We start from the raw sequence: 22,171 nt of genomic DNA, 5'->3' as shown, positions 1-22,171 counted from the left end.
CCCGTCGGCCTCGGCTGCCAACTCAGCTATGTAATGGTTGACTTCCGCTTCCGGCGCCTCGGCGCGCGCCCTCGCGCACGATCTGGTCGATCAGGGAGCCGGACTGAGTGCAGGCGTCGTCGATGACTTCTCTGAGCACGGGCCTGCTTTCCCGATCCGCGCTGCGAACGAGGGCCTGCTCGGTGACCGTCACGGGACCATCCGGGAAGACACGACCTCCGCGTGCCCTCCCGGAACCGATCCACAAAAGCTGAGCGTTGTACGTGGGGCGGACTCGGGCAGGTCCATCGGGTAGGCGCCGTCGAAGCACGCACGGCACAGGTCTGTCTCCGCAATCTTTGTCGCCTCGGTCATGCCGTCGATAGAGATGTACGCCAAAGAGTCAGCCCCCAGTGACCTGCCGATCTCGTCGACTGTCAGCGCGTTGGCGATGAGTTCTTCGCGGGATGCGAAGTCGATCCCGAAGAAGCAGGGCCACTTGATCGGTGGGGAGGAAATACGGATGTGCACCTCTGCGGCTCCGGCGTCACGCAACATGCGTACCAGTGCACGCTGAGTGTTGCCTCGTACGATGGAGTCGTCGACGACGACCAAGCGCTTGCCGCGGACCACTTCCTTCAGAGGGTTGAGTTTCAAACGAATTCCCAGCTGGCGGAGGGTGTCTGAAGGCTGAATAAACGTCCGTCCCACGTAGGCGTTCTTCACTAGCCCAGAGCCGTAGGGAATGCCGCTCGCCTCGGCGTAGCCGATGGCGGCAGGCGTGCCGGATTCCGGAGTCGCGATGACGAGGTCGGCCACAGCGGGCGCTTCGACCGCGAGCCTGCGGCCCATCTCCACGCGGGACAGGTGGACGTTGCGGCCGGCAATGCTGGTGTCCGGGCGGGCTAGGTAGACGTACTCGAAGACGCAGCCCTTCGGTTGCGCCCGTGCGAAGCGGGTGGAACGCAGACCGTGCTCGTCAATGGCGACCATTTCTCCGGGCTCGATGTCCCGGATGTACGTAGCCCCGCAGATGTCAAGAGCGGAGGTCTCACTCGCAACGACCCAGCCGCGATCGAGGCGGCCAAGAACCAGCGGGCGTATCCCATGCGCATCACGAGCTGCGTAGAGGGTGGTCTCATCCATGAAGACGAAGGTGAAGGAGCCCTTGGCTTGGGGCATCACAACACGAGCCGCCTGCTCCACTGCGTCTTCCGGTTCGTGCAGGTGAGTCTCGGCGGCGAGCAGGGCGGTCAGGAGAGCGGTGTCATTGGTGGAGGCGATCTGGGAGGTGGTGCCCACCTGTGGGATGGTCCGCTCGCGGACCTTTTCGGCGAGTTCCGTGGTGTTGATGAGGTTGCCGTTGTGGCACAGAGCTAGGGAACCGTAAGCACTTGGCTGGAAGACGGGCTGGGCGTTTTCCCAGACGGATGCGCCTGTCGTGGAGTACCGGACATGTCCGATGGCGACGTGACCGCGGAGCGCGCCGAGGGCAATTTCATCGAAGACCTGCGACACCAGCCCCATGTCCTTGACAACCAGAATCTGCGAGCCGTTGCTCACCGCTATGCCTGCTGATTCCTGGCCGCGGTGCTGCAGCGCATACAGCCCGTAGTAGGTGAGCTTGGCCACCTCCTTGCCAGGGGCCCAGACGCCGAAGACACCACAGGCGTCTTTGGGGCTCTTCTCCTCACCCAAAAGGTCGTGGTTGAGCAGTCCGTCACCGCGTGGCACGCCCATACGGATTGTGTTCCTTTCAGGTGCTGCGGCGGGCCGATGGACCCGTGCTGGTCGCGCCGGCAAGATGTGTGTTTCGGTGTCAGCTGCGGTGTCTAGGGTGTCTTGGTGTCCCTCGCGGAGAGGAACTCGCCAGCATCTCGGATCGACAGTTCTCCGCCGGGAGGCAGTGCGGGCGCGGGGGTTACCCGCGCTCCGCACCACGTCGAGCCAGGGGTTAGAGCTCGACGACTAGTCGGCCGACGGGTCTTGCTGTCGGCCTTGCTGTCGGCCTGGGGCCGAAGGGGGTGGTAGGTAGAACTGCCAGCCGCTGGCAACCTCAGCCCAAGCCTGCTCCATCAGCGCCAGTAGCGCCTTGCGAGTAGTGGCTCATGAGATTCAGTGGATACTTCCCGTGTCCACCTCGTGATGGGGCTCGCCGCGAATACAGGACTCGAGGTAGTCCCAATCGCGGGCGAAACGGTAGGCGTGCTGGCGGGGTGGCTGCGGTGCTTGTGGCTCAAGGAAACGAACTCTCGCACCTGAACTATTCTCGAATTTGTGTATCGTCCCCACGCCGGTCCACACCACATCACCGGGGCCAAGAACGTACTCCGCCTCGTCAACGTGGATGGTGGTCTCGCCTTCGAGTACGAAGTAAAGCTCCTCGAATGGATGGTCATGGGGCTGAAGTACAGCGCTGTCATGGAATTCGACCAACAGCAGGGTATGGGTCTCTGCGTCAAGACGCTCATTCACGAGCACCTTTACGGCGATCCCTGTGTAGGCGTACACGGCGGTCGACATGCTTGCCGACGCTTCGTTCGCATCGGCTCGGACACCCTTCTGTAGCTTCTCGGTGTCGTTCTGATCGGGCGTCCACTGGAAGAAGTTCCTATTGCGTGGATCGCGGACGTCGAGATGCCCGGTCTCAGCGGCATCGGGCCGTTTGCCCAGAAAGTAGGTGTCCGCTGTTGTCTGCGAGGCGCGGGGGAGCGGCGAGTCCGTCTCGAACCATCGTGCCTCATCCACGGTCCGCCATGAGTGCTCACGGCCAAGGGGAATGACGCCGGTGGAACCGGGTGCGAGCTGAATGGCGCGACCGTCTAGGATAAGGATCGGGTTGCCCTCAAGAACGAAGAAGCTCTCTTCGTATGAGTGAATATGGGGATCGATCGCGCCACCTGCCGCGAGATGGTTGCAGAGCACGCGCATGTGGACTGCCCCTGCTGAGCCGTCCACGAGGATTTGTGAGGTGAATCCCCGGCTATGGTCGGCGTACTCATGGAGCGTGGCGTTCAATGCGGAATTTATTTTCGCCTTGTGGTGCATCTCTACCCTAGCTCTCTCGAGTGCACAGATTCAGCTCTGGTGACGGCTAGAAAACTGTGGCGTTTTCGTCAGGAGGCCCCGTTACGGCGGCTTGGGACAAGATTCGGATTTGTCGACCGCCGTACCAGGTCAGGCGTCCGGCACATGAACGTAGCCGGCGTCGTCCAGACTGTTGGCCCCGCTGTATGTCCACACCATGACGACATCTTCAGTGTCGTGCGTATTCCAGAAGCCATGAGGCACGTCTGGCGGGACGAGTGCGACATCTCCGGCTTTCATCGCCACCCAGTCGTCGCCGATGCGGTAGACCCCCTGACCCTGCAACATGAAAATTGTTTCCTCCGCGTGCGGGTGGCGATGGGTCTCGTGTCGAGAACCGGGCGGCATCACGCTGTGGCCGAAGACGCTGTGTGTGCTGCCCAGATGGTCCTTCGTTGCGAGGAACCTGACGGTCATCTGGACCCAGCCGGTGTCGGCGCCGTTAGCTGAGTCGACATCGGTTGCGGTCAACGAGGTCTTCTGAGGGTGTTCCTGCACGACGTAGTCGGATTCGGGACGGTTGGGCATGTGTTTCTCCATGCGGGTTGGTCGTTGAAGAGTTCGGATTCAGGCGGTGACACCGGCCACGAGACCGTGGTGATGCGCTTGGCCGAACCATGCGACACAAGAGGCTTAAAGGGCCTCGTCGATAGTCATGACAGGCTCGGCTGGCTCAAGGACAACCATGGCGGGTCACTTACCGGAGTGAGTGAACGGTGGCAAGATCGGGTCTGTAGGTGCGGGCGCCTCGATCCTCGCGGCGGCGAGGATACCCGCAAGCGGGCTACCTTGCCGCGGGGACGTTCCCTCCCAATCTGCGGCTCTGTCGTGTGCTCGTATCAGGTCCCCGTTGATGGAAGCGGCGTTCGCGCCGGCGCTGAGAACAGCGATACGTGATCGCATACGTTCGTCCTTCTGCGAGGCGAACTGCTAAGCGAGTACGTCAGGAGTGATCCCGGCGGCGCGGAAGAGGCGGTCGCGGGACTCTTCGGCGATGCGCCGGGCGCGTCCGAGGTCGTAGCTGACGACTTCGCGTTGCCATTTGACCGGTCGGCCCGCTACGAAGACACATTCGATGTTGCGGCTGTCGGCGCCCTGCACGACGGTTCCGACAGCGTTGTTGAGAGGAAAAACGTTGACGTCGTCGGTCCGTATCCCGATGATGTCGGCCGCCTTGCCGGGGGTCAGGGACCCCGTCGAGGCTTCCAGGCCGTTGGCTCGGGCCCCGCCGATCGTCGCGAACTCGAGCACTTGACGATCCGTGAGCAGCGCAGGAGCCTCAGGATCACCCGCGGTCCGTCGGGTGAACACGTTCATGCGCTGGATCGTCAGCAGGGCTCGCATCTGCGAGAACATGTCGGGCGCGAGACACACCTCGACGTCAACACTCAGCGAGGCAGACAGCCCCAGGTCGAGACAGGTCTGGATCGGAGAAACGCCGCTTTCGATGCCCACCTGCGCGTCGGAGGTGGGGCACAGCGAGACTTGGGCGCCACTGTCGACGATCGCACGCCAGGCGTCATCGTTGAGATCGGTGCAATGGATGAGCGCAATGTCCGGTCCGAGGAGACCGGCGGTGTGGAGCGAGCAGATCTCGCGCGCCGCGTGGGCACCGAACACTCCGTCGACGCTCACGGCGATGCCCATCTCGCGGGCCAGGCGGACGTTGCCCTCCGACATCGCCAGGATGTCCGGAATGATCGGCTTCACCTTGGGCAACAGTCCCATTCTCAGGGTGATCAGCCCAGAGGTGGGAAGTCGATCAGCCAAGCGCACGAGGTCGTCGGGCCACTGTTTGTCCCACATCCCGTTGAAGGGGGCTGCGGACGCGTGCACAGCCCGGATGCCGGTGTCGGCGAGTGCGTCGATCGCAGCGTCGCTGTGCTCTGCGGTGCGAGCGTTGTGGGAGAAGTCAAGCATGGTGGTGATCCCAGCATCGAGAGCTCCGAGTGCGGACACCATGTTGCCGGCGTACATGTCTTCGGGCTGGTAGTGGTGGGCCAACCTCGCGTGCATACGAGTGAGGTAACCGTCCTGGTCGACGTCAGGCAGGAAACGCCGTAGCTGGTTCTGCCATGCGTGCCGGTGGGTGTCCTGGAAGCCCGGTAGCAGGATGAGCCGCGAGCAGTCGAGCACGATCGCATCATGCGCCCGGGGATCGTTCGACAACCCGGTCCCGACGGCCGCGATGTGACCGTCCCGGATGAGGACATCACCGCGTTCGAGGTCACCGATCGAAGGGTCCATGGACAAGACGACCGCGCCTTCCAGCAGGACGGGGCGGGTGTTGTCATGCGCTGCCAAGGCGTGCTGGTCGCGCGAGAGTGCGTCGCCCGCGGCGTCGCGGGAGAGGATTGGCGTCATGGAGTGTCACCCATCTCTGATCGACGGACCCTGATGGGCCGTTCAACGGTCCGGCGGTTCCTCTGCACGATCTTCCTCACAGCGGGAATACCCACACCCGCGCAGATGATTGCAGCCTGGACCATGTATTGCGTTGCCGGCGGCGCCCCGCTGGCGGTGATCACGGTGGTGAGCTGGGTCAGGAAGACCGCCGCGGTGACGGTGGCCGCCGTGCTGGCCTTTCCGCCGGCCAGAGCGGCTCCTCCCAGCACGACTGCCGCCACTGAGGCGAAGAGATAGCTCGTTCCGCTATCGATGCCCGGCGTGCGGACATAGCCTGCGAGCAGAAGTCCGCCGGTCGCATACAGAAGCCCCGCAATGGCGTACGCGGAGATGGTATAGGTCACCGGTCGTAGACCGGCGAACTCGGCTGCGCGCGGATTGGTGCCGGACAGCTCGAACCGTCGCCCGAAGAGTGTCTTCTTCATCATGATCGCGACGAGCAGGCACAGGAGGAGAGTGATCCAGCCGGGTGCAGGGACGTCGAGCAACCGGCTCTTGGCAAAGTCGGCCAGTTGCGGCGGGACGTCGACGGTTGAGACACCGCCGGTCACGGCCTGGGTCACGGCGAGCAGCAGTGCGTTCATACCTAGGGTGGCGATCAAGGGCGGAATTTTCAAGAAGGCGACGGCCAGCCCATTGACGATACCCGCCGCCAGTAGGAGCCCGAGGGTCTGCACTATGGCCATGGTGAGCCGATCAGTTGAACCGGCACCGAAGTGCGCGGCGGCGACGGCAGCCAGAGAAACCGCTCCGGCGACCGACAGATCGAAGCCACGCTGCTGGATGACGAGCATCTGCCCGAGTGAAACGAGCACGAGTATTGAACTGAAGACGATCAGCGGCGGCAAGGACCCTGAATGCAGGCTGGTAGGTGCGACAGCTGGGCTGATGACGGCGAACAGGACGACTGTCGCGGCGACGATGGTCAGGCCGGGACGGCCTGCCAGCTTGCTGAGCCGGAGGGAGTCGGTGACACGCGGTGGTGTTCGCGTCCCGTCGGGGTCGACATGCTGCATCATGCGTTCTCCTTACCGAGCCGGGCCCTCGAGTACAGCGCTGCGGAGGCAAGTACGAGCAGGCCGGGAGCCGCGATCTGCCAGGCCACGGACAGTCCGAAGAAGGTCGTGGCGTTCATGACCAGGATGAGCAGAGCGGCTCCGACGATGGCCCCGAGGAAGCTGCCACGTCCTCCGAGGAGGCTCGCCCCGCCCAGCACGACAGCCGTGATGCTGGTCAGAGTGAAGGTGGTGCCGGAGTTGGCGTCGCCTACTGCGTTCTGCGCCGACAGCAGGACACCCGCCGCTGCGGCGGCAAGCGAGCAGAGCACGTAGGCACCCAGCTGCGTCGCCGTGGCCCGTCCGGCCAGTCGCAGGCTGGCCGTCTCGTCGGATCCCACGGCTCGCAACTTCATGCCCCACCGCGTGCGGCGCAACGCGTACTCGGCGCCGAGCGCGAGGAGGGCGACGGCCAGGAAGGTCCCAGGTACGAAACCAACGCCCAGGCTGAGGGCTCCGCTGATGCTTTCGCTGAAGGTTCCTCCCGCTGAAGGACGCCAGACCAGCGAGATGCCCTGGATACCGATGTAGGTGATCAGGGTGGCGACGATCGGAGTGATCCCGGCGTAGCGGATCAGGACGCCGTTGACCAGTCCCACGGTGACTCCCACGGCGGCGACGGCGAGGAGACCGAGTGCGATCTCGGTGACGGACGCCTGGGCCGGTATGAGATAGCTCGACACCACCGTAACGAGGCCCATCAGGGGACCGACCGACAAGTCAACTCCCCGCACCATCAGGACTGCAGCTTGGCCGACCGCGACGAGAGAGAGAACCGCGACCTGGGCGAGAAGCGGGCTGAGGTTGCGCTCGCTGAGGAAGAACTCACTGGAGGCGCTGGTCCCGAGCACCAGGAGCATGCCGATGACCAGCAGCAGGGCGCTGGGGAGATAGTCGCCGGACAGGAAACGGCGAAGGTGACCATATCGGGCGAGCTCTTGGTGCTCGCCGCGGTGCGGTGACGCGGCGAGAGCCGTGCCGACGATGCTCTCCTCGGTGAGGTTGTCACCGGCAAGTGTGCTGACCAAGCGACCGGAGGAGAACACCGCTACCCGGTCGCAGAGCTCGGCCAGCTCGGCCGCGTCGCTCGAGGTCACGATGACATTGGTGCCGGCGTCCGCGGCCCTGCGCAATGCCGTGTAGATCTGTGCGCGGGTTCCGATGTCCACTCCAGCGGTGGGCTCGTCTGCGAGCAGCACCTTCGGATCGGCTGACATGGCTCGCGACACCAGCACTTTCTGCTGGTTGCCTCCCGAGAGAACCTGTACGGGAGTTTCCATGCTCGGCGCCTTGACCTGGAAGTCACGGGTGATCTCGCGAATGTGGTCACGCTCGGCTCGTCTGTTCAGCAACCCCCAGCGGGATACCTTCCGCAGGGTCAGCACGGAGGCGTTCTCGCGGATGGAGAGGGGGCCGAAGAGCCCTTCGGTGTGGCGATCCGCTGGAATGTGCGCGATCCCCGACCGGCCAGCTGCACTGCTGCTGCCGATGCGCAGCGCTGCCCCGTCCCGCTTGACGGTTCCGTCGCTGCGATCGATTCCTGCGACAGCCCGCACGACGTGCCGTTGCCCGTTGCCCTCGATCCCGGCGAGGCCGAAGATCTCCCCCGGCAATACCTCGAACTCCACGTTGGTGACGATGGCGTCGTCGAGCTGGACTGTCAGCGTTTGTCCCGTCGCTCCAGCCCTGCGTTTCGGGGGGAATTGAGCGTCGAGAGGTCTTCCTACGACCAGCTCGATCAACTTTTCTTCGGACACCTCGGAGGTATCGAAGGTGCCCTGGATGCGGCCGTCCCGCAGAACCGTGATCCGCTGCGATATTCGGCGTACGTCGGGCAGTCTGTGTGAGATGTAGACGACACAGCAGCCGTTGTCCCGTAGTTCCTCGATCAGTGCGAACAGGGTCTCGATCTCGCTGGCCGAAAAAGGCTCGGTCGGCTCGTCCAGGATCAGAACCTTCGGGTTCGATGCGACGGCACGGGCCAGCTCGACGAGATGCCGGCCGGCCGGACTGAGCTGGTCGATGCGAGCGTCGGGCGAGATGTCGGCACCGACCCGCGCGAGGCGCTCACGGGCCCAGAAGCGTATCTGCGGCCCTCGTGGGCGGTCACCAGGAGGCGCTCCGAGCACCAGATTCTCCATGACCGTGAGGTCGGGAAGAACGGCCGGGTGCTGATAGACCACGGCCACACCCAACCTCTGGGCAAGTACGGGATCCGCGGTGGTGAGAGGTTCGCCATCAATGCGGACTTCTCCCGCGTCCAGTTGTACGGAGCCGGCCGCGACACCGATGAGTGTCGACTTGCCCGCGCCGTTCTCCCCGACCAGCGCGTGGATTTCACCGGGGTAGGCGGCAAACGACACCGCATCCAGAGCGATTACGCCCGGATATTGCTTAGTGACTGTTTCGACGTGTAGCGCGGTTGCCGACTTGACCGATGGTCGTTCGAGGGCGGTGGACGACATATGGCCTTCTTGGGTTTCGAATGTGGAGGTCATGGCGAGGGCTCAGAAAGCTCAGCCACATTTCGGAGTCAGTTTGCCGCCCTTCAGTGAGTTCTCAAGGTAGTCGACCTTGAGGATGGACGGCTCCGAGTTCGTCGTTCCCTGATAGGAGGCAATAGCCTTGCGCAGAGCGATCTGGCCGACGAAGTTTCCGCTGCTGGTTGCCGCGAGTTCGAGTTTCGGATTCGACGGCTTGTGCGTGAGGTACAGGCAACCGCCGGTCAGCCTGAGGTCCGTTGCGGACCGCGGCCCATCCTCGACGGTGATCGGTACAAGTTCTCGGTCTGCGTCGGAGAACGCTTGGATGATGCCTGGCACGTTCTGAACCGACTCTGTGACGATTCCGTCGATCTTCGGGAACCGGGTCAGAAGGGTGGCGACGGCTTGCTGGGTGCTGGCGGGGTCCCAGTTCGTGATGGCCGGCGACTTGTTCAAGATCTTCATGCCGGGGTGGTCCGTGAAGGCTTCCTTCACGCCTTTCACCGTGAGCGGTGTGAGCGGGTTCCCTGCAGGGCCACCGATCAGTAGAACGTTGCCTTTGCCGTCCAGCGCTTCGACCAGGAATTCGCCGTAGAGCAGCCCGTCATTGGCCCGATCAATTTGAATGTTGTCGATCATGTCTCGGCCCACCTGGGCTCCGACGGCAGGCGCCCCCCAGGTCACCACCGCGACCCCTGACTCCATGGCCTTGCGCATCGCGGACCCGACCGGGCCTGCGTCGGGAACCACGGTGATGACGTTGGCACCCTGGGCCACGAGCGTGTTGATGTCCGAGACAGCCTTGCTTGGATCGCCGTTGGCAGCTGTGCGGATGACCTTCGTGGTGTTCGGACACTTCCGGGCTTGTTCCTCGACCAGCTCGTAGGAGAGCGTGGACCACGAGTTCTGTCCCAGGCCGTCGGCGATACCGATGATCATTGGCTTTGTGCCGCAGACCGACGACGGGTCGGACAGCACGTTGTCCATGGAGCCTTGCTGCTGGACCGAAACTTTGCCCCCAGCGGTCGAGGCGGCCGTGTCACGTCCGCCTGCGGCGGTAGGGGAACACGCGGACAACGCCGCGCTGATCGAGAGCAGGGTGAGTAGGACCTGCGCTCTTCGAAGACGGGGGGCGGGGACGGTCATCATTGGTCGTCGCCTTTCACGGTGGCCGGCAGGGGGCTTTGCTCGAGGTACGCGCTGTCAGCCGGGCTGGTGTGAACCGGTCATGATCTCGGCGAGGTCCTCAGGGGCGAGGAAGGAGGGCGGCGGAGGCGGCCCCCAGTTGAACAGCCCGCGAGCGCCCTCAAGAGTCTCGGGCGACCAGATCTGGTCGTCGAGGATGCAGTCCATGTCGGAGTAGTACTCGGAGAAATTGCCGGCCGGGTCCTTGAGGTACCAGAAGAAGTTCGATCCGGCGTGATGACGGCCGAGTCCCCAGACATGCCGTTCGGGATGGTTCTCCAGCATGGCGGTGGCGCCGCGGCCCACTTCGTCGACGTCGTCGACCTGCCAGGAGCTGTGGTGCAGGAAGGTGACGGGCGCGTTGAGGACCAGCACGTTGTGATGGTCGGTCGAGCAGCGCAGGAACGCCCCGTGGCCCTTGATCCGATCGCTGACCTTGAACCCGATCAGGTCCGTGAAGAACCGGATCGTCGTCTCGAAGTCGGTCGAGCCGAGCACGACGTGGCCGAGCTTGCGCGGGCGCACGGTGTGTTCACGCAGGACGCCGGGGGCGCGGCCGGTACCGCGGTCGATCCGGCCGGGCCCGTTGTACGGGGTGGCCGGGCCCGGCTGTTGCAGGATCGGTTCGGCGACGCGCACCGTGACCCGGGTGCCGGTGACGGGCTCGACGGTCGTCAAACCCGTGCCGTCCTGTTCCAGGAGTGCCCCGGCGTTGCGCAGGCGGTGTGCCGCGGCGCCGATGTCGTCGGGGTGCGCGGCGCCGATGCCCAGTTCGACCAGTCGTCGTACTGGTGCGTGCACCAGGCGTAGTTGTCGGCCGCCGTCGGAGCTGGACAGCCAGCCGTCGGGGTGCGGCCGGAGCCCGAAGTCGGTGTAGTAGGCGATCGTCTCGTCGACGTTCGGCACTCCGACGGTGATCGAGGTCAGTCGGTGGAGCGGCATCGTTGCCGTCCTTTCCGCCGTACGGCTGCGAGTGGTTCGGGCCGGTCAGGCCGTGGGGGCCACCAGTCGGTGACGCATCTCGCCGACGCCGCGGACGTAGCTCACGAGCTCGTCGCCCGCCTGCAGCCAGCGCTGCGGGGTCCGGCCGAGGCCGACGCCGGAGGGAGTGCCGGTGAAGAGAACATCACCGGGCAACAGCGGAGTGACCGCGGACAGCCGGGCGATGAGTTCCGGTACCGGGAACACCATGTCGCGCGTATGACCCTTCTGTACCTGCTCTCCGTTGATCAAGCAGCCCAGTTCCAGGTTGTCGCGGTCGGGGAGTTCGTCCGGGGTCACCAGCACCGGGCCGATCGGACCGAATCCCGGGTACGACTTGCCCAGACTGAACTGAGGGGCCGGGCCCGCGCTCTGCAGAACACGCTCGGAGATGTCCTGGCCGACCGACACTCCGGCGACGTACGACCAGGCTTCCTCTGCGCTCACGCGGTGGGCATGTCGACCGATCACGACGACCAGTTCCACCTCCCAGTCCACATGGCCCTCAGGCATGACGATCTCGCCGAAGGGGCCGGCCAGGGAGGACACGAACTTGGTGAACACCGGGGGGTGCTCAGGCACCGCGAAGTCCGACTCGGCGGCGTGATCGGCGTAGTTCAGACCGATCGCGAAGACCTGCCGCGGTTGGGGAGCCGGATTGCCGTAGGTCTCCTCGGAAGCTTCGTGAGCTCCATCGGGACGGGCTCCGGCCGCGAAGGCCAGGACCTCGTCCCATCGCTCGTAGGCCAGCTGGGGATCTGCGGGCAGCTTCCCGTCGCTCGCGGCGTTGAGGTCAAGGACTCGGCCAGGAGCAATCACCTGGTGGAGCCGACCGGAGAGGGTGGCGAATCGCACGCATCTGCTCCTTTGACGGGGCCGGCCGAATATTCGGCCGCGCCGGCTTCGCTGTCGGTGAAACATGTCTACGCCGGTGGTGTCGAAACGTCAATAAACTTTCGAAAGTTATTGAGGTATTCGTTTCTCTGTGTACAGTGTGGGCATGGCCAAAGAGAAAGCGTCCAGGACGCGGACCGACGAGATGCACCGCAAACTGCGCGGCGACATCCTGGGCGGCCGGTTGGTGCCCGGTGCGCGCCTTAAGTTCCCGGAGCTGAGCGAGAACTACGGCGTCAGTGTCGGAGCCGCCCGCGAGGCGTTGACGCGGCTCGCCTCCGAGGGACTGGTCAAGAGCCAGCCTCATCTGGGCTACATGGTCACGCCGCTGTCCCACGAGGATCTGGCGGACCTGACCCGTGCCCGGGTCGAGATCGAGTCCCTCGTTCTGCGGATGTCCGTCCTGGAGGGCGACGTGCACTGGGAATCACGCGCGATCGCCGCCCACCACGTGCTGGAGCGGGCCCCCTTCCTGAGCGACGAGGACCCCGACCACCCCACCTACGAGTGGGAGGTCGCGCATGCCGCGTTCCACATGGCGCTGATCGACGGATGCACGAATCGCCGGCTCCTGGACGTGGCGCGTTCCCTGCGCGACGAGGCCGAGCTGTACCGGCAGTGGTCCGTCTCCTTCGGCCAGGAGCCGGACCGGGACCTGCCCGGCGAACACCGCGCACTGCTGGACGCCACGGTCGGCAGGAACGCCGATCTGGCCGCCCACCTGCTGCGCGACCACATCGCGCACACGGCCCAGCTGCTGATCAGCGTCGCCACGGACGAGCCCCTCGTGGCGGGCGAGCGACGCACGAACCGATGACGCCGTGTGTCCGTGCTCCCGGCAGCATCCCGGGGGCCGCCACGAAGCAGCCCTGATCATTCCCGACCCGCGAAGGACGAACCCACATGGACGTCGGTCTCCTCCTCCTGCGCCTGTTCATCGGCGCCCTGCTGGCCGGCCACGCCCTGCAGAAACTCACCGGTGCCTTCGGCGGGGCCGGTCCTGCCCGCACCGGAGCGCTCTTCGCGTCCTGGGGGCACCGGCCGGGCACGGCGATGGCCGTGGTGGCCGGGCTGTCCGAAGCGGCCGGCGCGACCCTGCTCGTCCTCGGACTGGGCACCCCGCTCGCGTCCGCCGCCGTCGTCGGCACGATGACGGTGGCCGCACTGGCCCTCGCGAACAACGGCCTGTGGGCCGTGCGCGGCGGATCGGAAGTACCCCTGCTGTACGCGATCGCCGCAGCGGTCCTCGGCTTCACCGGACCCGGGGCCTACTCCCTCGACGACGCGCTCGGCCTCACCCGCTTCTCCGGCGTGGCCTGGGGCGCGTCCGCACTCGGCCTCGGCCTGCTCGCCGGTCTGCCGGTCGCCGCACGGGCCCACCGGCTGCGCCATGTGGACCTTCCCTCCCCGAGCTAAGGAATCACCAGCATGGACAAGCGCTGCTCCACGGCCGCGCAGGCCGTGGCCGACGTCCCGGCGGGCTCCCGCGTCGCGGTCGGTGGCTTCGGGCTCGTCGGCATACCCGCAACCCTGATCAAGGCTCTGGTCGACCGGCCCGAGGCCCGGGACCTGGAGATCGTGAGCAACAACTGCGGCGTCGACGACTGGGGGCTCGGACTACTGCTCTCGGCAGGCCGGATCCGCCGCATCGTCGCTTCCTACGTGGGCGAGAACAAGGAGTTCGCCCGCCAGTACCTCGCGGGAGAGCTGGAGGTCGAACTGACCCCGCAGGGCACACTCGCCGAGCGGCTGCGCGCCGGCGGAGCGGGTATCGCCGCTTTCTACACCCGCACCGGTGTGGGTACCCAGGTCGCCGAAGGCGGTCTGCCGTGGCGCTACGACGGCGTCGGCGGAGTCGCCGTGGCCTCGCCCGCCAAGCCCGTCGCTGCGTTCGACGATCGCGAGTTCGTTCTCGAACGGGCGCTTTCCGTCGACGTCGCCCTGGTCAGGGCATGGCGAGGTGACCGCCACGGCAACCTCGTCTTCCGTCGCAGCGCCCGCAACTTCAACCCGCTGTGTGCCCGTGCCGCCCGGCTGACGATCGCCGAAGTGGAGGAACTCGTCGAGCCCGGGCAGATGGATCCCGACGCGATCCATCTGCCCGGCATCCACGTCGACCGGGTCGTCACGCTCGCCCCCGACGACGCGCTGGACAAACGCATCGAGAAGCGGACCGTGACCGCCAGGTCCGAGGAGAGCAGGTAACCGTGTCCTGGAGCAGGAACGAGATGGCGGCCCGCGCCGCCCTGGAACTGCCGGACGGCGGTTACGTCAACCTCGGCATCGGGCTGCCCACGCTCGTGCCCAACCACATCCCGCCCTCGGTGGAGGTCGTGCTGCAGTCGGAGAACGGCATCCTGGGCCTGGGCCCCTACCCGGCGCCGGATCAGGTCGACCCGGACCTGGTCAATGCCGGCAAGGAGACCGTCACCCTGCTGACCGGGGCCAGTACGTTCGACTCCGCGGACAGCTTCGCGATGATCCGCGGCGGACGGATCGACGTGGCCGTGCTCGGCGCCATGCAGGTGTCCGCCACGGGAGACCTTGCCAACTGGACCGTCCCCGGCGCCATGATCAAGGGCATGGGCGGAGCGATGGACCTCGTCCACGGCGCGCGCCGCATCGTCGTCCTCATGGAGCACGTCACCAAGGCAGGAGCGGCCAAGCTCCTCCCGGAGTGCACCCTGCCGCTGACCGGCCGAGCCGTGGTCGACCGCGTGATCACCGACCTCGGCGTCCTCGACGTCACCCCGGACGGGTTCGTCCTTGTCGAGACTGCACCCGGCGTCGACCCCCGCGCACTCCAGGCGGCCACCGGAGCCCCGGTCCGCGTGGCAGCCCTGACCGCGCAGGAGAAGAAGTGACCAGAATCGCGGTGCTCGGCACCGGGGCCAACGGCGGCTCGATCGGTGCCGACCTGACCCGGGGCGGGCTGGACGTGACCTTCGTCGAACAGTGGCCTGAGCATGTCGCCGCGATGCGCAGGCGCGGCATCCGGGTCCAGATGCCCGACGCCGACGAGTTCACGGAGGTACGCGCCTTCAACCTGTGCGACGTGGCCACCCTGCGCGAACGGTTCGACGTCGTCCTCGTACTGGTCAAGGCCTACGACACCCGTTGGGCATGCGAGCTGATCAAGCCCCTTGTCGCGGAGGACGGGGTCGTGGTCGGCATCCAGAACGGCATGACCCTGGACACGATCGTCGACGTGATGGGCGCCGACCGCTCGCTCGGTGCCGTCATCGAGATCGCGTCGACCATGTTCGAGCCGGGGCTGGTGCGCCGCGACACCCCGCGCTCACAGTCGTGGTTCGCTGTCGGAGGACTCACCACGGTGGCTCAGGACAAGGCCTCCGACGTGGCACGGCTGCTGCGCAGCTCCGGCACTGTGGAAGTGTCCGACGACATTCTCTCCTCGAAGTGGATGAAGCTCGTCGCCAACTGCACGGAGCTGGTCACCTCCGCCGTACTCGATCTGACCGTGCACGAAGCTGCCGAGATCCCCGGGATGCGGGATGTCATGATCGAGGCGGGCAACGAAGCCGTACGCACCGGACTCGCGCTCGGCCGCACGATCCGCCCCGTGCTCGGGCTCACCGCCCAGGACGTCGCCGACGCAGAGAAGGTCGCGACCGTGCTCTTCGACATCGTCCACGACAGGTTCGTCACCCCCGGCCAGCAGACCACCGTGCTGCAGGACTGGATCAAGGGCCGGCGCAGCGAGGTCCATCAGATCAACGGACACGTCGCCGCCGAGCGAGCCCGGCTGGGCGGACGGGCGCCGGTCAACGAGCGCGTAGTCGAGGCCGCGCGCCGGATCGAGGAACGCGAGATCGCACCGGGGCCCGAGGCCGCGGCCCTGCTGCTTGCGCCGGGGCACGGCCGCTGAGGGGAAGGGGCTGAGCGGCGGTCCGCGTGACGAGGGCCCAGGTGTGACTGTTCAGTCACACACAGATAACGTGGCTTGCTGTCCGCAGAGGCACGCAGGGTCGCCGTACTGGAAGCAGGGCTCGGAGGCTTCGCCGAGTCTCGCTACCGGGGGACCCTGGTGTCTGCTGTCGCCACCGCCGCCGGGATCCCTTCGGCCCACCTCTTCCGGCTCTTCCCCGCCAAGGTCCATCTGTTCAACGCGACCGCGCACGTGTGCTTCGACCGCATCCTTCAGGCGCTGAGCGACAGCGTGGCGGTGTTGCCCGCCGCCGGCTCGGAGGAGGTTCTCTCCGCGATGGCCGACGCGTACACAGCGCTGATTGCCGACCGGAGGCTCCTCATGCTCCAGGTGTCCGCGCCGGCGGCGAGCGACGACCCGGCCATCCGGGAGACGCTGCGCACCAAACAGGCGCGGCTCGCCGAGTATGTGGCCGATCGCTCCAAGGCGCCGCAGTCGCAGATCCAGATGTTCTTCGCTCGCGGTCAACTGCCCCACATGGTGGTCGCGCTCGGCATCGAGTCCTCACGGGAGCCGTGGGCGGCGTACCTGACCGAGGGTTGGTGCACACGCCGCCCGAGCGCTGACCGCGCGGGCTGTCGGTGGGCACATCGATGATCCGCATCTTCCAGGCCCGTTCGCGGGCCCTTTCTTCGCGGAGTGAAGCATGACTGGCCAATCACACACTGTCCGGGGAGTGCCACCCACTACCCGCCGCCGCGCACCGCCGAGGGGTTGACAGCGTTCGCCGCGCTGGCCACCGCGCAGCTCATGGTGGTCCTGGACTCGTTGATCACCAACGTCGCCGTGCCCACGATCCAGGACGGTCCGAGTCTGAGCGGCGTCCAGCTGTCCTGCCGGGGGCGACGGCTATCTCGTGGCCTTTGGCGGGCTGCTGTTGCCGGGCAGCCGGCTCGCCGACGTGCTGTGCCGCCGGGCCGTGTTCCTGGCGTCTCCGGGTTCATGCACCTGACCGCGAGCGTCGCCGGCACCCACATCATTGAGCACGCGGCCATCTCCTGGCCCTGCAGGAAACCAACCTTCCCTACGAGGTCACCCCCGAGGCGGACACCGTGGGTGCCTACGAGTTCCGCGGCAAACTCACCTCCGCGATGACCGCACAACCCAAGGAAGAACCGTCCACGGGTGACGTGCACTTCTTCAGCTATTGGACCGTCTCGGAGCAGGTGACCGGGCCCCGCACGTCACCTGGATCCCTGTCGATCCGCGGGCCGCCCTGCACGTCACCAACGCCTACGACACCCCTGACGGCAGGGGCGTACTCGATGGCCCCGCCTACGACCGGGCGTCCTAAAGGGTGTTGCATAAGGCTGCGAACTGGGCATCTCCGGTGTATGGCTGGGGTGCTGAGGGCTGAACGCGTGTGGGTGGAGACGTTCACGAGGCTGCGGTGGCAACAGTTCGGGCGGCTGCTGAAGGCAGTGCGGGAGCGGGGTGGCAACGGCACCCTGCGGGGTCGGCCATGGGCTCTGCCGCTGGCTGAGCGGGTCCTGATCGTGTCTGTCTACTACCGCACGAACCTAACCATGCGACAGCTCGGGCCGCTCTTCGGCGTCTCGTCCTCGACCGTGTGCCGGGTGATCCAGAAGTTGGGTCCGCTGCTCGCGGTGGAGCCCGTGGCCCGCCCGGCCGGTGCGGCGGACCGGTTGTGGATCGTGGACGGCACACTGATCCCGGTCCGCGACCGCAAGGTCGGAGCGTCCAGCCGCAACTATCGGTTCTCGGCGAATGTGCAGGTGATCGTGGACGCGGACACCCGGCTTGTCATTGCGGCAGGTCGTCCGGTGCCGGGCACCACTGCGGATGCGCATGCCTGGCGGGCCTCCGGACTGGCCGAACACTGCCAGGACGTGACCGTGCTCGCCGACGGCGCCTATCTCAACTGCGGCATGGTCACCCCGCACCGCAAACGTCCCCGACGCGCGCTGCTGCCAGGCGAGGAGGCCGACAACGCGGACCACCGCACTGTGCGGGCCCGGGTGGAACATGTCATCGGCCGCATGAAGAACTACAAGATCCTCCGCGACTGCCGCCAGCACGGCGACGGCCTCCACCACGCCGTCCAGGCCGTCGCCCACATGCACAACCTGGCCCTCGCATCATGACCAGAAGACTGTCATCACGGGCCTTGACCTGCCCAAACGCGGCCTTATGCAACACCCTTTAGGAGACGTCCCGGAAGTGGTGGATCGGTGCACCGGGCCATCCCCTCGCCCCCGTCACCGGTGCCATCGCCACCAGGTGGGTGCTCGATTCCGCCACCAGCACCGCCACTGAGGAGAGCCTCGACGACGTCGCCACCGACTTCCCCACCATCAACCAGGCTTACACCGGGCGGCTTTCCCGCATCAGTTACTCCGTCGCCTTCCCTGGGGCGGGTCTGGAGGAGTTCGCGATCGTCAAACTCGACACCGCCACCGGCAAGCGCCTCGGGCACCGGCCCGGGCCCCACCGGCACGCCGGCGAGGCCGTGTTCGTGCCCGCCGACGGCGCCACCCGCGAGGACGACGGCTACCTGCTGACCATCGTCAGCGACCTCAGGGCCGACGCTTCCCAGCTCCTCGTCCTGGACGCTCAAGACCTCACCTCCGTCGCCGAGGTGCATCTGCCGCGTCGCGGCCCCAGCGGCATTCACGGATCATGGATCGCTGCCGACCGACTCACTGAGTAGTCGGACCTGCAAAGCGTGACGCGGCCCACATCACATCCTTTTCGCATCCCCCTGTAAGAAGTGCTCCTCTGCGCGCATTGCTTGGTAAGAGAGCCGATATGAGGGGACGGCGCGTGACCCATGCCCAACGTTTCCGGGACATCTATGAGGAGTGCTATCCGCGCGTCCTCGCCTACACCACCAGCTTGGTGGGACGGCAGGTAGGAGAGGACATCACCAGCGAGACGTTCACCGTGGCCTGGCGGCGGGTGCGGGACATACCGCAGCCCGCGCTGCCCTGGCTGCTGGGAGTGGCTCGCAACCTCGTGCGTGAGATGCGTCGCCGGGACAGCCATCAGTACATGCTCGCCGCCGAGGAGGCACGGCGCATCGGTAGCGGCGCTCGGGCCGAGGTCGGTGATGTCGCGGCGGACGTGACCGACCGGGCGGCCGCGTTGCAAGCCTTGGCGGGTCTGTCGGAGGCCGATCGGGAGCTGCTGACGCTCATCGCCTGGCACGGGCTGACCACCAAGCAGGCCGCACGGGTGTTGGGCTGCACCACCGCGACGCTGACCGTCCGGCTGCACCGGGCCCGCCGCCGCCTGGAGAAGGCCCTGGACCAGGCGTACGTGGCAGACGCGGACAGGGTGCCGGGACCGGCGTCCGCGCAGAACACAGCATCCGTGCGGCGGATCGATCCGCCACCTCCCGTACAGGCACCGCAGCAGCAGAACCACCCCCACGGCACTGACCGCAAAGGAGCACTCACATGAAGAACATCCACGAACGGTCCGGGCGGCCCGATGCCCTGCAGGCGCTCACGGATGCCCGGCCCGACGAACTGGATCCGTGCAGGCTGGCGAACGCCCCGCGGCAGCGCGAGGATCTGGCACTCATCCTGGCCGGAGCGACGGACCTTCCCGCGGCGCGCTCCCGAGTACGGGGGCCGCTGTGGGGCGGCATCCGACCGCTCGGCGCCGTCGTGGCGCTGACCGCGGTCGCCGCGTCCACAGTGGTGGTCACCACGCTCGACTGGAATCCTTCGGGTGGGCACGCGGACGCGGCTCCGCCGTCCTCGTCCGCCGCCGCGAAGCCGGGCGCCGACGGTGCCGTGCGCATGGACGGTCGCCTCGAACTGCTCAGCGTGGCAAAGAAGGCGGAGGCGCCGGTCGCCGAAGGCACGTACTGGCAGACCACCACGCACTCGCAGGACGTGAACGTCGTCAGCGCGAAGGGAGACGAGGAGCAGCTCTTCGCCGTGCGCACCACGTCGAGCGCCGAGTGGTCGGTGGGAGTGCGCCCGGGAACCCGGAGTCTGATGGTCTCGGGTCTGGACGGCGTGACCGAACCTCGCACCAAGGCGGACGAGGCACGCTGGCTGGCCGCCGGCTCACCCACCACGGTGGAGGCCGCCGCCAAGAAGGCCGACAATCTGGCCACGCTGGGTTACACCATGGGAACCCGGCCGCCGATGGTCATGCGCACGGATGCCGACGACAAGATCTACGCCCTCGGCCCGCAGAACATCACCTATCAGGACGTGCGTGAACTGCCCGCCGACACTGGGGAGTTGCGTCGACTGCTGGAGAAGCTGTACGCGCGGGACAGCGGGGCCGAGGCCGGCGACGGCCGCAATGCCTATGTGCTGCGGCAGGCGGCCAACCTCATCACGATGCCGGTGAAGCCTGCCGTCCGGGCGGCCGCGTACCGGGTGATGGCGGAACTGCCCGGCGTCCGCGCACTGGGACGCGTCACCGATCCGCTGGGGCGCGAGGGTGTCGGCTTCACCTTCCCCGGCACTGCGTCGACTCCGCTGGGACGTGTGGAGCAGCGGCTGGTCGTGGATCCCTCCACGGGCGAAATGCTCGCCGAGCAGAGCGTGCTGGCCGAACCGTCCGCCAGGGCCGAAGAGGCTGGTCTCGACGCGGGCACCACGGTGAACTATTCGGCGACGATTCGGATGGGCTGGGGCGAAGACCAGATCACGGTGCCGAAGAACGCCCGGCGTTGAGCGCGAGCGGCCCGGCCGGACATCAGTCAGTAGGAGCACTGGATCCAGTGACAGCACAGGATCCGGTAGGAGCGCAGGAGAAGATGACCACAGCAGTACGACGACCCGTAGGACACTCCGTGCGACGGTTGGCTCTACCCGCCACCGGCATGGCCACCGCACTTGCGGCCTGCGCCATCGCGCTCACGCCGTACGCCGCACAGGCCCAGTCTCAGCCGCAGGCAGGGACAGTAGCCATTCAGCAGGCCGCCCCCGCGGATACCCCCTGGAAGCTGGCGTTGCCGCTGTCCGGGGCGGATTCGACCGACTTCTACGACGTCACCGCGACGGACCCTGACGATGCGTGGGCGGTCGGCGGAAAGATGGATGAGGCCTGGGCCACGGCTCCGGTGGCCAAGCACTGGGACGGTGCCCGGTGGAGTGATGTCCCGACTGCGGGCACCGGCGGAAGATCCGCGCAGTTGGAGACGGTGGCCGCCTCGGGCCCGGACGACGTCTGGGCGGCGGGGACCTACACCGACATCGAGATCGGCGCCGCCGCTTCACTTGGAGCCCGGCTGCCGGACACGCTCCTGAAGCGCCTGCCGGCCACCCTGGCCAACCGGCTTGAGGAGGGCTCCGCGCTCCCCGAGGCCGCAGACCCGATCGTGCTCCAGCACTGGGACGGCGCTCACTGGAAGCAGGTCTCGCGTCCGGCACCCGCCGAGGGCTCGCTCCGCTTCGTTTTGGACCTGAAGTCGGTGAGCGCCGACTCCGTATGGCTCACCACCTTGGACTGGAACCCGGCAGCGGACCCCGCCGAGCCGGACAAGGCGTACTCGGGGCAGCTGGAGCACTGGGACGGGCGCACGTGGAGCCGTACGGAACTGCCGCAGGCGCCGGACGGCAGGCCCGTACAGCCGTTCAGCATCACCGGCACCGGCCCCGACGACGTTTGGGTCAGCGCCCTGACCGAGACGGGCGCCGTGGCCACGCCCCTGCTCTACCACTTCGACGGCCGCCACTGGACGGTGCGCGGTATTCCCGTCCCTTATGAGTACGGCTCCGGCTGGGTGGCCAACCACGTTGTGGCGACCCGGCGCGGAACGGTCCACGTGTTCGGCAAGACCAACGACCCGCAGGTGCCCAGCGGGCTGCTCGCCATGCGCTGGGACGGGCGTAGCTGGAGGGAACTGACGACCCCCGGGGTCGACGAGGTCAATGCCTCGGGCTCGGACGGTGCGGGCGGTGTGTGGGTCGCGGGCTGGCGTCCGCAGGGCAGCGCCCACGCGGTGTTCTCCCGCTGGAACGGCACCATCTGGACCGAGGAGGAGCTTCCCGGGGAACTCACCTCGACGAGCGAGGGCAGCACGGTCTTCGACATCGAAGGAATTCCCGGCACCCGGGCCGTACTGGCAGCGGGCAACGCCGCATGCGAGAGCCTGACAGGCGCGTGCGGACTGCTGGCCGCACGCGGCTCCCGCTGACGGGGGAGTCCTGACGGGAGGAGAC

At 66.7% G+C, this 22,171-nt stretch carries 20 protein-coding genes and 1 pseudogene; 12 read left to right on the top strand and 9 right to left on the bottom strand.

Features of this window, described 5'->3' with window-relative positions; all coding sequences use genetic code 11:
* Window positions 1-189 precede the first annotated feature (189 nt).
* The 9 genes from purF to ACFWGJ_RS12425 all read right to left on the bottom strand — a co-directional run bounded on the left by purF (window position 190) and on the right by ACFWGJ_RS12425 (window position 12,031).
* On the bottom strand, window positions 190-1,713 hold the full coding sequence (gene purF / locus ACFWGJ_RS12465; RefSeq protein ID WP_387323039.1) for an amidophosphoribosyltransferase: 1,524 nt from the start codon (window positions 1,711-1,713) through the stop codon (window positions 190-192).
* 381 nt (window positions 1,714-2,094) lie between these two features.
* On the bottom strand, window positions 2,095-3,027 hold the full coding sequence (locus ACFWGJ_RS12460) for a cupin domain-containing protein (RefSeq protein ID WP_387323016.1): 933 nt from the start codon (window positions 3,025-3,027) through the stop codon (window positions 2,095-2,097).
* A gap of 129 nt (window positions 3,028-3,156) precedes the next feature.
* On the bottom strand, window positions 3,157-3,594 hold the full coding sequence (locus tag ACFWGJ_RS12455) for a cupin domain-containing protein (protein WP_387323014.1): 438 nt from the start codon (window positions 3,592-3,594) through the stop codon (window positions 3,157-3,159).
* Between the two features lie 402 nt (window positions 3,595-3,996).
* Complete coding sequence (locus tag ACFWGJ_RS12450; RefSeq protein WP_387323012.1) at window positions 3,997-5,430, bottom strand: amidohydrolase family protein; 1,434 nt, start codon at window positions 5,428-5,430, stop codon at window positions 3,997-3,999.
* Window positions 5,427-6,491 carry an ABC transporter permease gene (locus tag ACFWGJ_RS12445; RefSeq protein ID WP_387323010.1) on the bottom strand — a complete coding sequence of 355 codons (1,065 nt, stop codon included), beginning with the start codon at window positions 6,489-6,491 and terminating at the stop codon, window positions 5,427-5,429. Before ACFWGJ_RS12445 ends, ACFWGJ_RS12450 begins: the two co-directional genes overlap by 4 nt.
* Entirely contained in the window at window positions 6,488-9,025 is a 2,538-nt protein-coding gene (locus ACFWGJ_RS12440) for an ATP-binding cassette domain-containing protein (protein ID WP_387323008.1), read from the bottom strand. The genes ACFWGJ_RS12445 and ACFWGJ_RS12440 overlap by 4 nt, the downstream gene beginning before the upstream one ends.
* An 18-nt stretch (window positions 9,026-9,043) precedes the next feature.
* Window positions 9,044-9,997 carry a substrate-binding domain-containing protein gene (locus ACFWGJ_RS12435; protein ID WP_387323006.1) on the bottom strand — a complete coding sequence of 318 codons (954 nt, stop codon included), beginning with the start codon at window positions 9,995-9,997 and terminating at the stop codon, window positions 9,044-9,046.
* A gap of 216 nt (window positions 9,998-10,213) precedes the next feature.
* Window positions 10,214-11,137 carry a VOC family protein gene (locus ACFWGJ_RS12430; RefSeq protein WP_387323005.1) on the bottom strand — a complete coding sequence of 308 codons (924 nt, stop codon included), beginning with the start codon at window positions 11,135-11,137 and terminating at the stop codon, window positions 10,214-10,216.
* Window positions 11,138-11,182: 45 nt separating this feature from the next.
* Window positions 11,183-12,031 (bottom strand): fumarylacetoacetate hydrolase family protein, encoded by an 849-nt coding sequence (locus ACFWGJ_RS12425; RefSeq protein ID WP_387323003.1) that lies wholly within the window; start codon window positions 12,029-12,031, stop codon window positions 11,183-11,185.
* 145 nt (window positions 12,032-12,176) lie between these two features.
* Here ACFWGJ_RS12425 and ACFWGJ_RS12420 point away from each other — a divergent pair, with 145 nt between their 5' ends.
* From ACFWGJ_RS12420 to ACFWGJ_RS12365, 12 genes and pseudogenes are all read left to right on the top strand, one after another.
* Window positions 12,177-12,887 carry a GntR family transcriptional regulator gene (locus tag ACFWGJ_RS12420; RefSeq protein ID WP_387323001.1) on the top strand — a complete coding sequence of 237 codons (711 nt, stop codon included), beginning with the start codon at window positions 12,177-12,179 and terminating at the stop codon, window positions 12,885-12,887.
* A gap of 86 nt (window positions 12,888-12,973) precedes the next feature.
* A complete protein-coding gene (locus ACFWGJ_RS12415; RefSeq protein ID WP_387322999.1) occupies window positions 12,974-13,486 on the top strand; it encodes a DoxX family protein in 513 nt (170 codons plus the stop codon).
* Between the two features lie 12 nt (window positions 13,487-13,498).
* Window positions 13,499-14,275, top strand: coding sequence for a CoA transferase subunit A (locus ACFWGJ_RS12410; protein WP_387322997.1), 777 nt, complete (start codon window positions 13,499-13,501; stop codon window positions 14,273-14,275).
* A 2-nt stretch (window positions 14,276-14,277) separates the two neighbouring features.
* Window positions 14,278-14,934, top strand: a complete 657-nt coding sequence (locus ACFWGJ_RS12405; RefSeq protein ID WP_387322995.1) for a CoA transferase subunit B — start codon at window positions 14,278-14,280, stop codon at window positions 14,932-14,934.
* Complete coding sequence (locus tag ACFWGJ_RS12400) at window positions 14,931-15,959, top strand: ketopantoate reductase family protein (protein WP_387322993.1); 1,029 nt, start codon at window positions 14,931-14,933, stop codon at window positions 15,957-15,959. Before ACFWGJ_RS12405 ends, ACFWGJ_RS12400 begins: the two co-directional genes overlap by 4 nt.
* Window positions 15,960-16,034: 75 nt before the next feature.
* Entirely contained in the window at window positions 16,035-16,616 is a 582-nt protein-coding gene (locus ACFWGJ_RS12395) for a TetR/AcrR family transcriptional regulator (protein WP_387322991.1), read from the top strand.
* Between the two features lie 401 nt (window positions 16,617-17,017).
* Window positions 17,018-17,113: pseudogene (locus ACFWGJ_RS12390) on the top strand (hypothetical protein); the annotation flags it as partial.
* Between the two features lie 240 nt (window positions 17,114-17,353).
* Complete coding sequence (locus ACFWGJ_RS12385; RefSeq protein ID WP_387322989.1) at window positions 17,354-18,124, top strand: transposase family protein; 771 nt, start codon at window positions 17,354-17,356, stop codon at window positions 18,122-18,124.
* Between the two features lie 140 nt (window positions 18,125-18,264).
* On the top strand, window positions 18,265-18,690 hold the full coding sequence (locus ACFWGJ_RS12380; RefSeq protein ID WP_387322987.1) for a carotenoid oxygenase family protein: 426 nt from the start codon (window positions 18,265-18,267) through the stop codon (window positions 18,688-18,690).
* Between the two features lie 113 nt (window positions 18,691-18,803).
* A complete protein-coding gene (locus tag ACFWGJ_RS12375; RefSeq protein ID WP_387322985.1) occupies window positions 18,804-19,442 on the top strand; it encodes an RNA polymerase sigma factor in 639 nt (212 codons plus the stop codon).
* Window positions 19,439-20,680: a CU044_5270 family protein gene (locus tag ACFWGJ_RS12370; RefSeq protein ID WP_387322983.1), complete on the top strand. Its 1,242-nt coding sequence runs from the start codon at window positions 19,439-19,441 to the stop codon at window positions 20,678-20,680. Before ACFWGJ_RS12375 ends, ACFWGJ_RS12370 begins: the two co-directional genes overlap by 4 nt.
* Window positions 20,681-20,829: 149 nt before the next feature.
* A complete protein-coding gene (locus tag ACFWGJ_RS12365; protein WP_387322981.1) occupies window positions 20,830-22,146 on the top strand; it encodes a hypothetical protein in 1,317 nt (438 codons plus the stop codon).
* Window positions 22,147-22,171: the final 25 nt, after the last annotated feature.

The organism is Streptomyces sp. NPDC060205, assembly GCF_042728395.1.
In the GTDB taxonomy this organism is placed as follows: domain Bacteria; phylum Actinomycetota; class Actinomycetes; order Streptomycetales; family Streptomycetaceae; genus Streptomyces.
This window is presented reverse-complemented; position numbering and strand designations above follow the sequence as displayed.

Bases quoted from the DNA above. Each gene is read 5' to 3' on its own strand.
- ACFWGJ_RS12460 (WP_387323016.1), bottom strand. From the start codon at position 3,027: ATGCACCACAAGGCGAAAATAAATTCCGCATTGAACGCCACGCTCCAT.
- ACFWGJ_RS12455 (WP_387323014.1), bottom strand. From the start codon at position 3,594: ATGCCCAACCGTCCCGAATCCGACTACGTCGTGCAGGAACACCCTCAG.
- ACFWGJ_RS12450 (WP_387323012.1), bottom strand. From the start codon at position 5,430: ATGACGCCAATCCTCTCCCGCGACGCCGCGGGCGACGCACTCTCGCGC.
- ACFWGJ_RS12445 (WP_387323010.1), bottom strand. From the start codon at position 6,491: ATGATGCAGCATGTCGACCCCGACGGGACGCGAACACCACCGCGTGTC.
- ACFWGJ_RS12440 (WP_387323008.1), bottom strand. From the start codon at position 9,025: ATGACCTCCACATTCGAAACCCAAGAAGGCCATATGTCGTCCACCGCC.
- ACFWGJ_RS12435 (WP_387323006.1), bottom strand. From the start codon at position 9,997: ATGGACAACGTGCTGTCCGACCCGTCGTCGGTCTGCGGCACAAAGCCA.
- ACFWGJ_RS12430 (WP_387323005.1), bottom strand. From the start codon at position 11,137: ATGCCGCTCCACCGACTGACCTCGATCACCGTCGGAGTGCCGAACGTC.
- ACFWGJ_RS12420 (WP_387323001.1), top strand. From the start codon at position 12,177: ATGGCCAAAGAGAAAGCGTCCAGGACGCGGACCGACGAGATGCACCGC.
- ACFWGJ_RS12415 (WP_387322999.1), top strand. From the start codon at position 12,974: ATGGACGTCGGTCTCCTCCTCCTGCGCCTGTTCATCGGCGCCCTGCTG.
- ACFWGJ_RS12410 (WP_387322997.1), top strand. From the start codon at position 13,499: ATGGACAAGCGCTGCTCCACGGCCGCGCAGGCCGTGGCCGACGTCCCG.
- ACFWGJ_RS12385 (WP_387322989.1), top strand. From the start codon at position 17,354: ATGGCTGGGGTGCTGAGGGCTGAACGCGTGTGGGTGGAGACGTTCACG.
- ACFWGJ_RS12370 (WP_387322983.1), top strand. From the start codon at position 19,439: ATGAAGAACATCCACGAACGGTCCGGGCGGCCCGATGCCCTGCAGGCG.
- ACFWGJ_RS12365 (WP_387322981.1), top strand. From the start codon at position 20,830: ATGGCCACCGCACTTGCGGCCTGCGCCATCGCGCTCACGCCGTACGCC.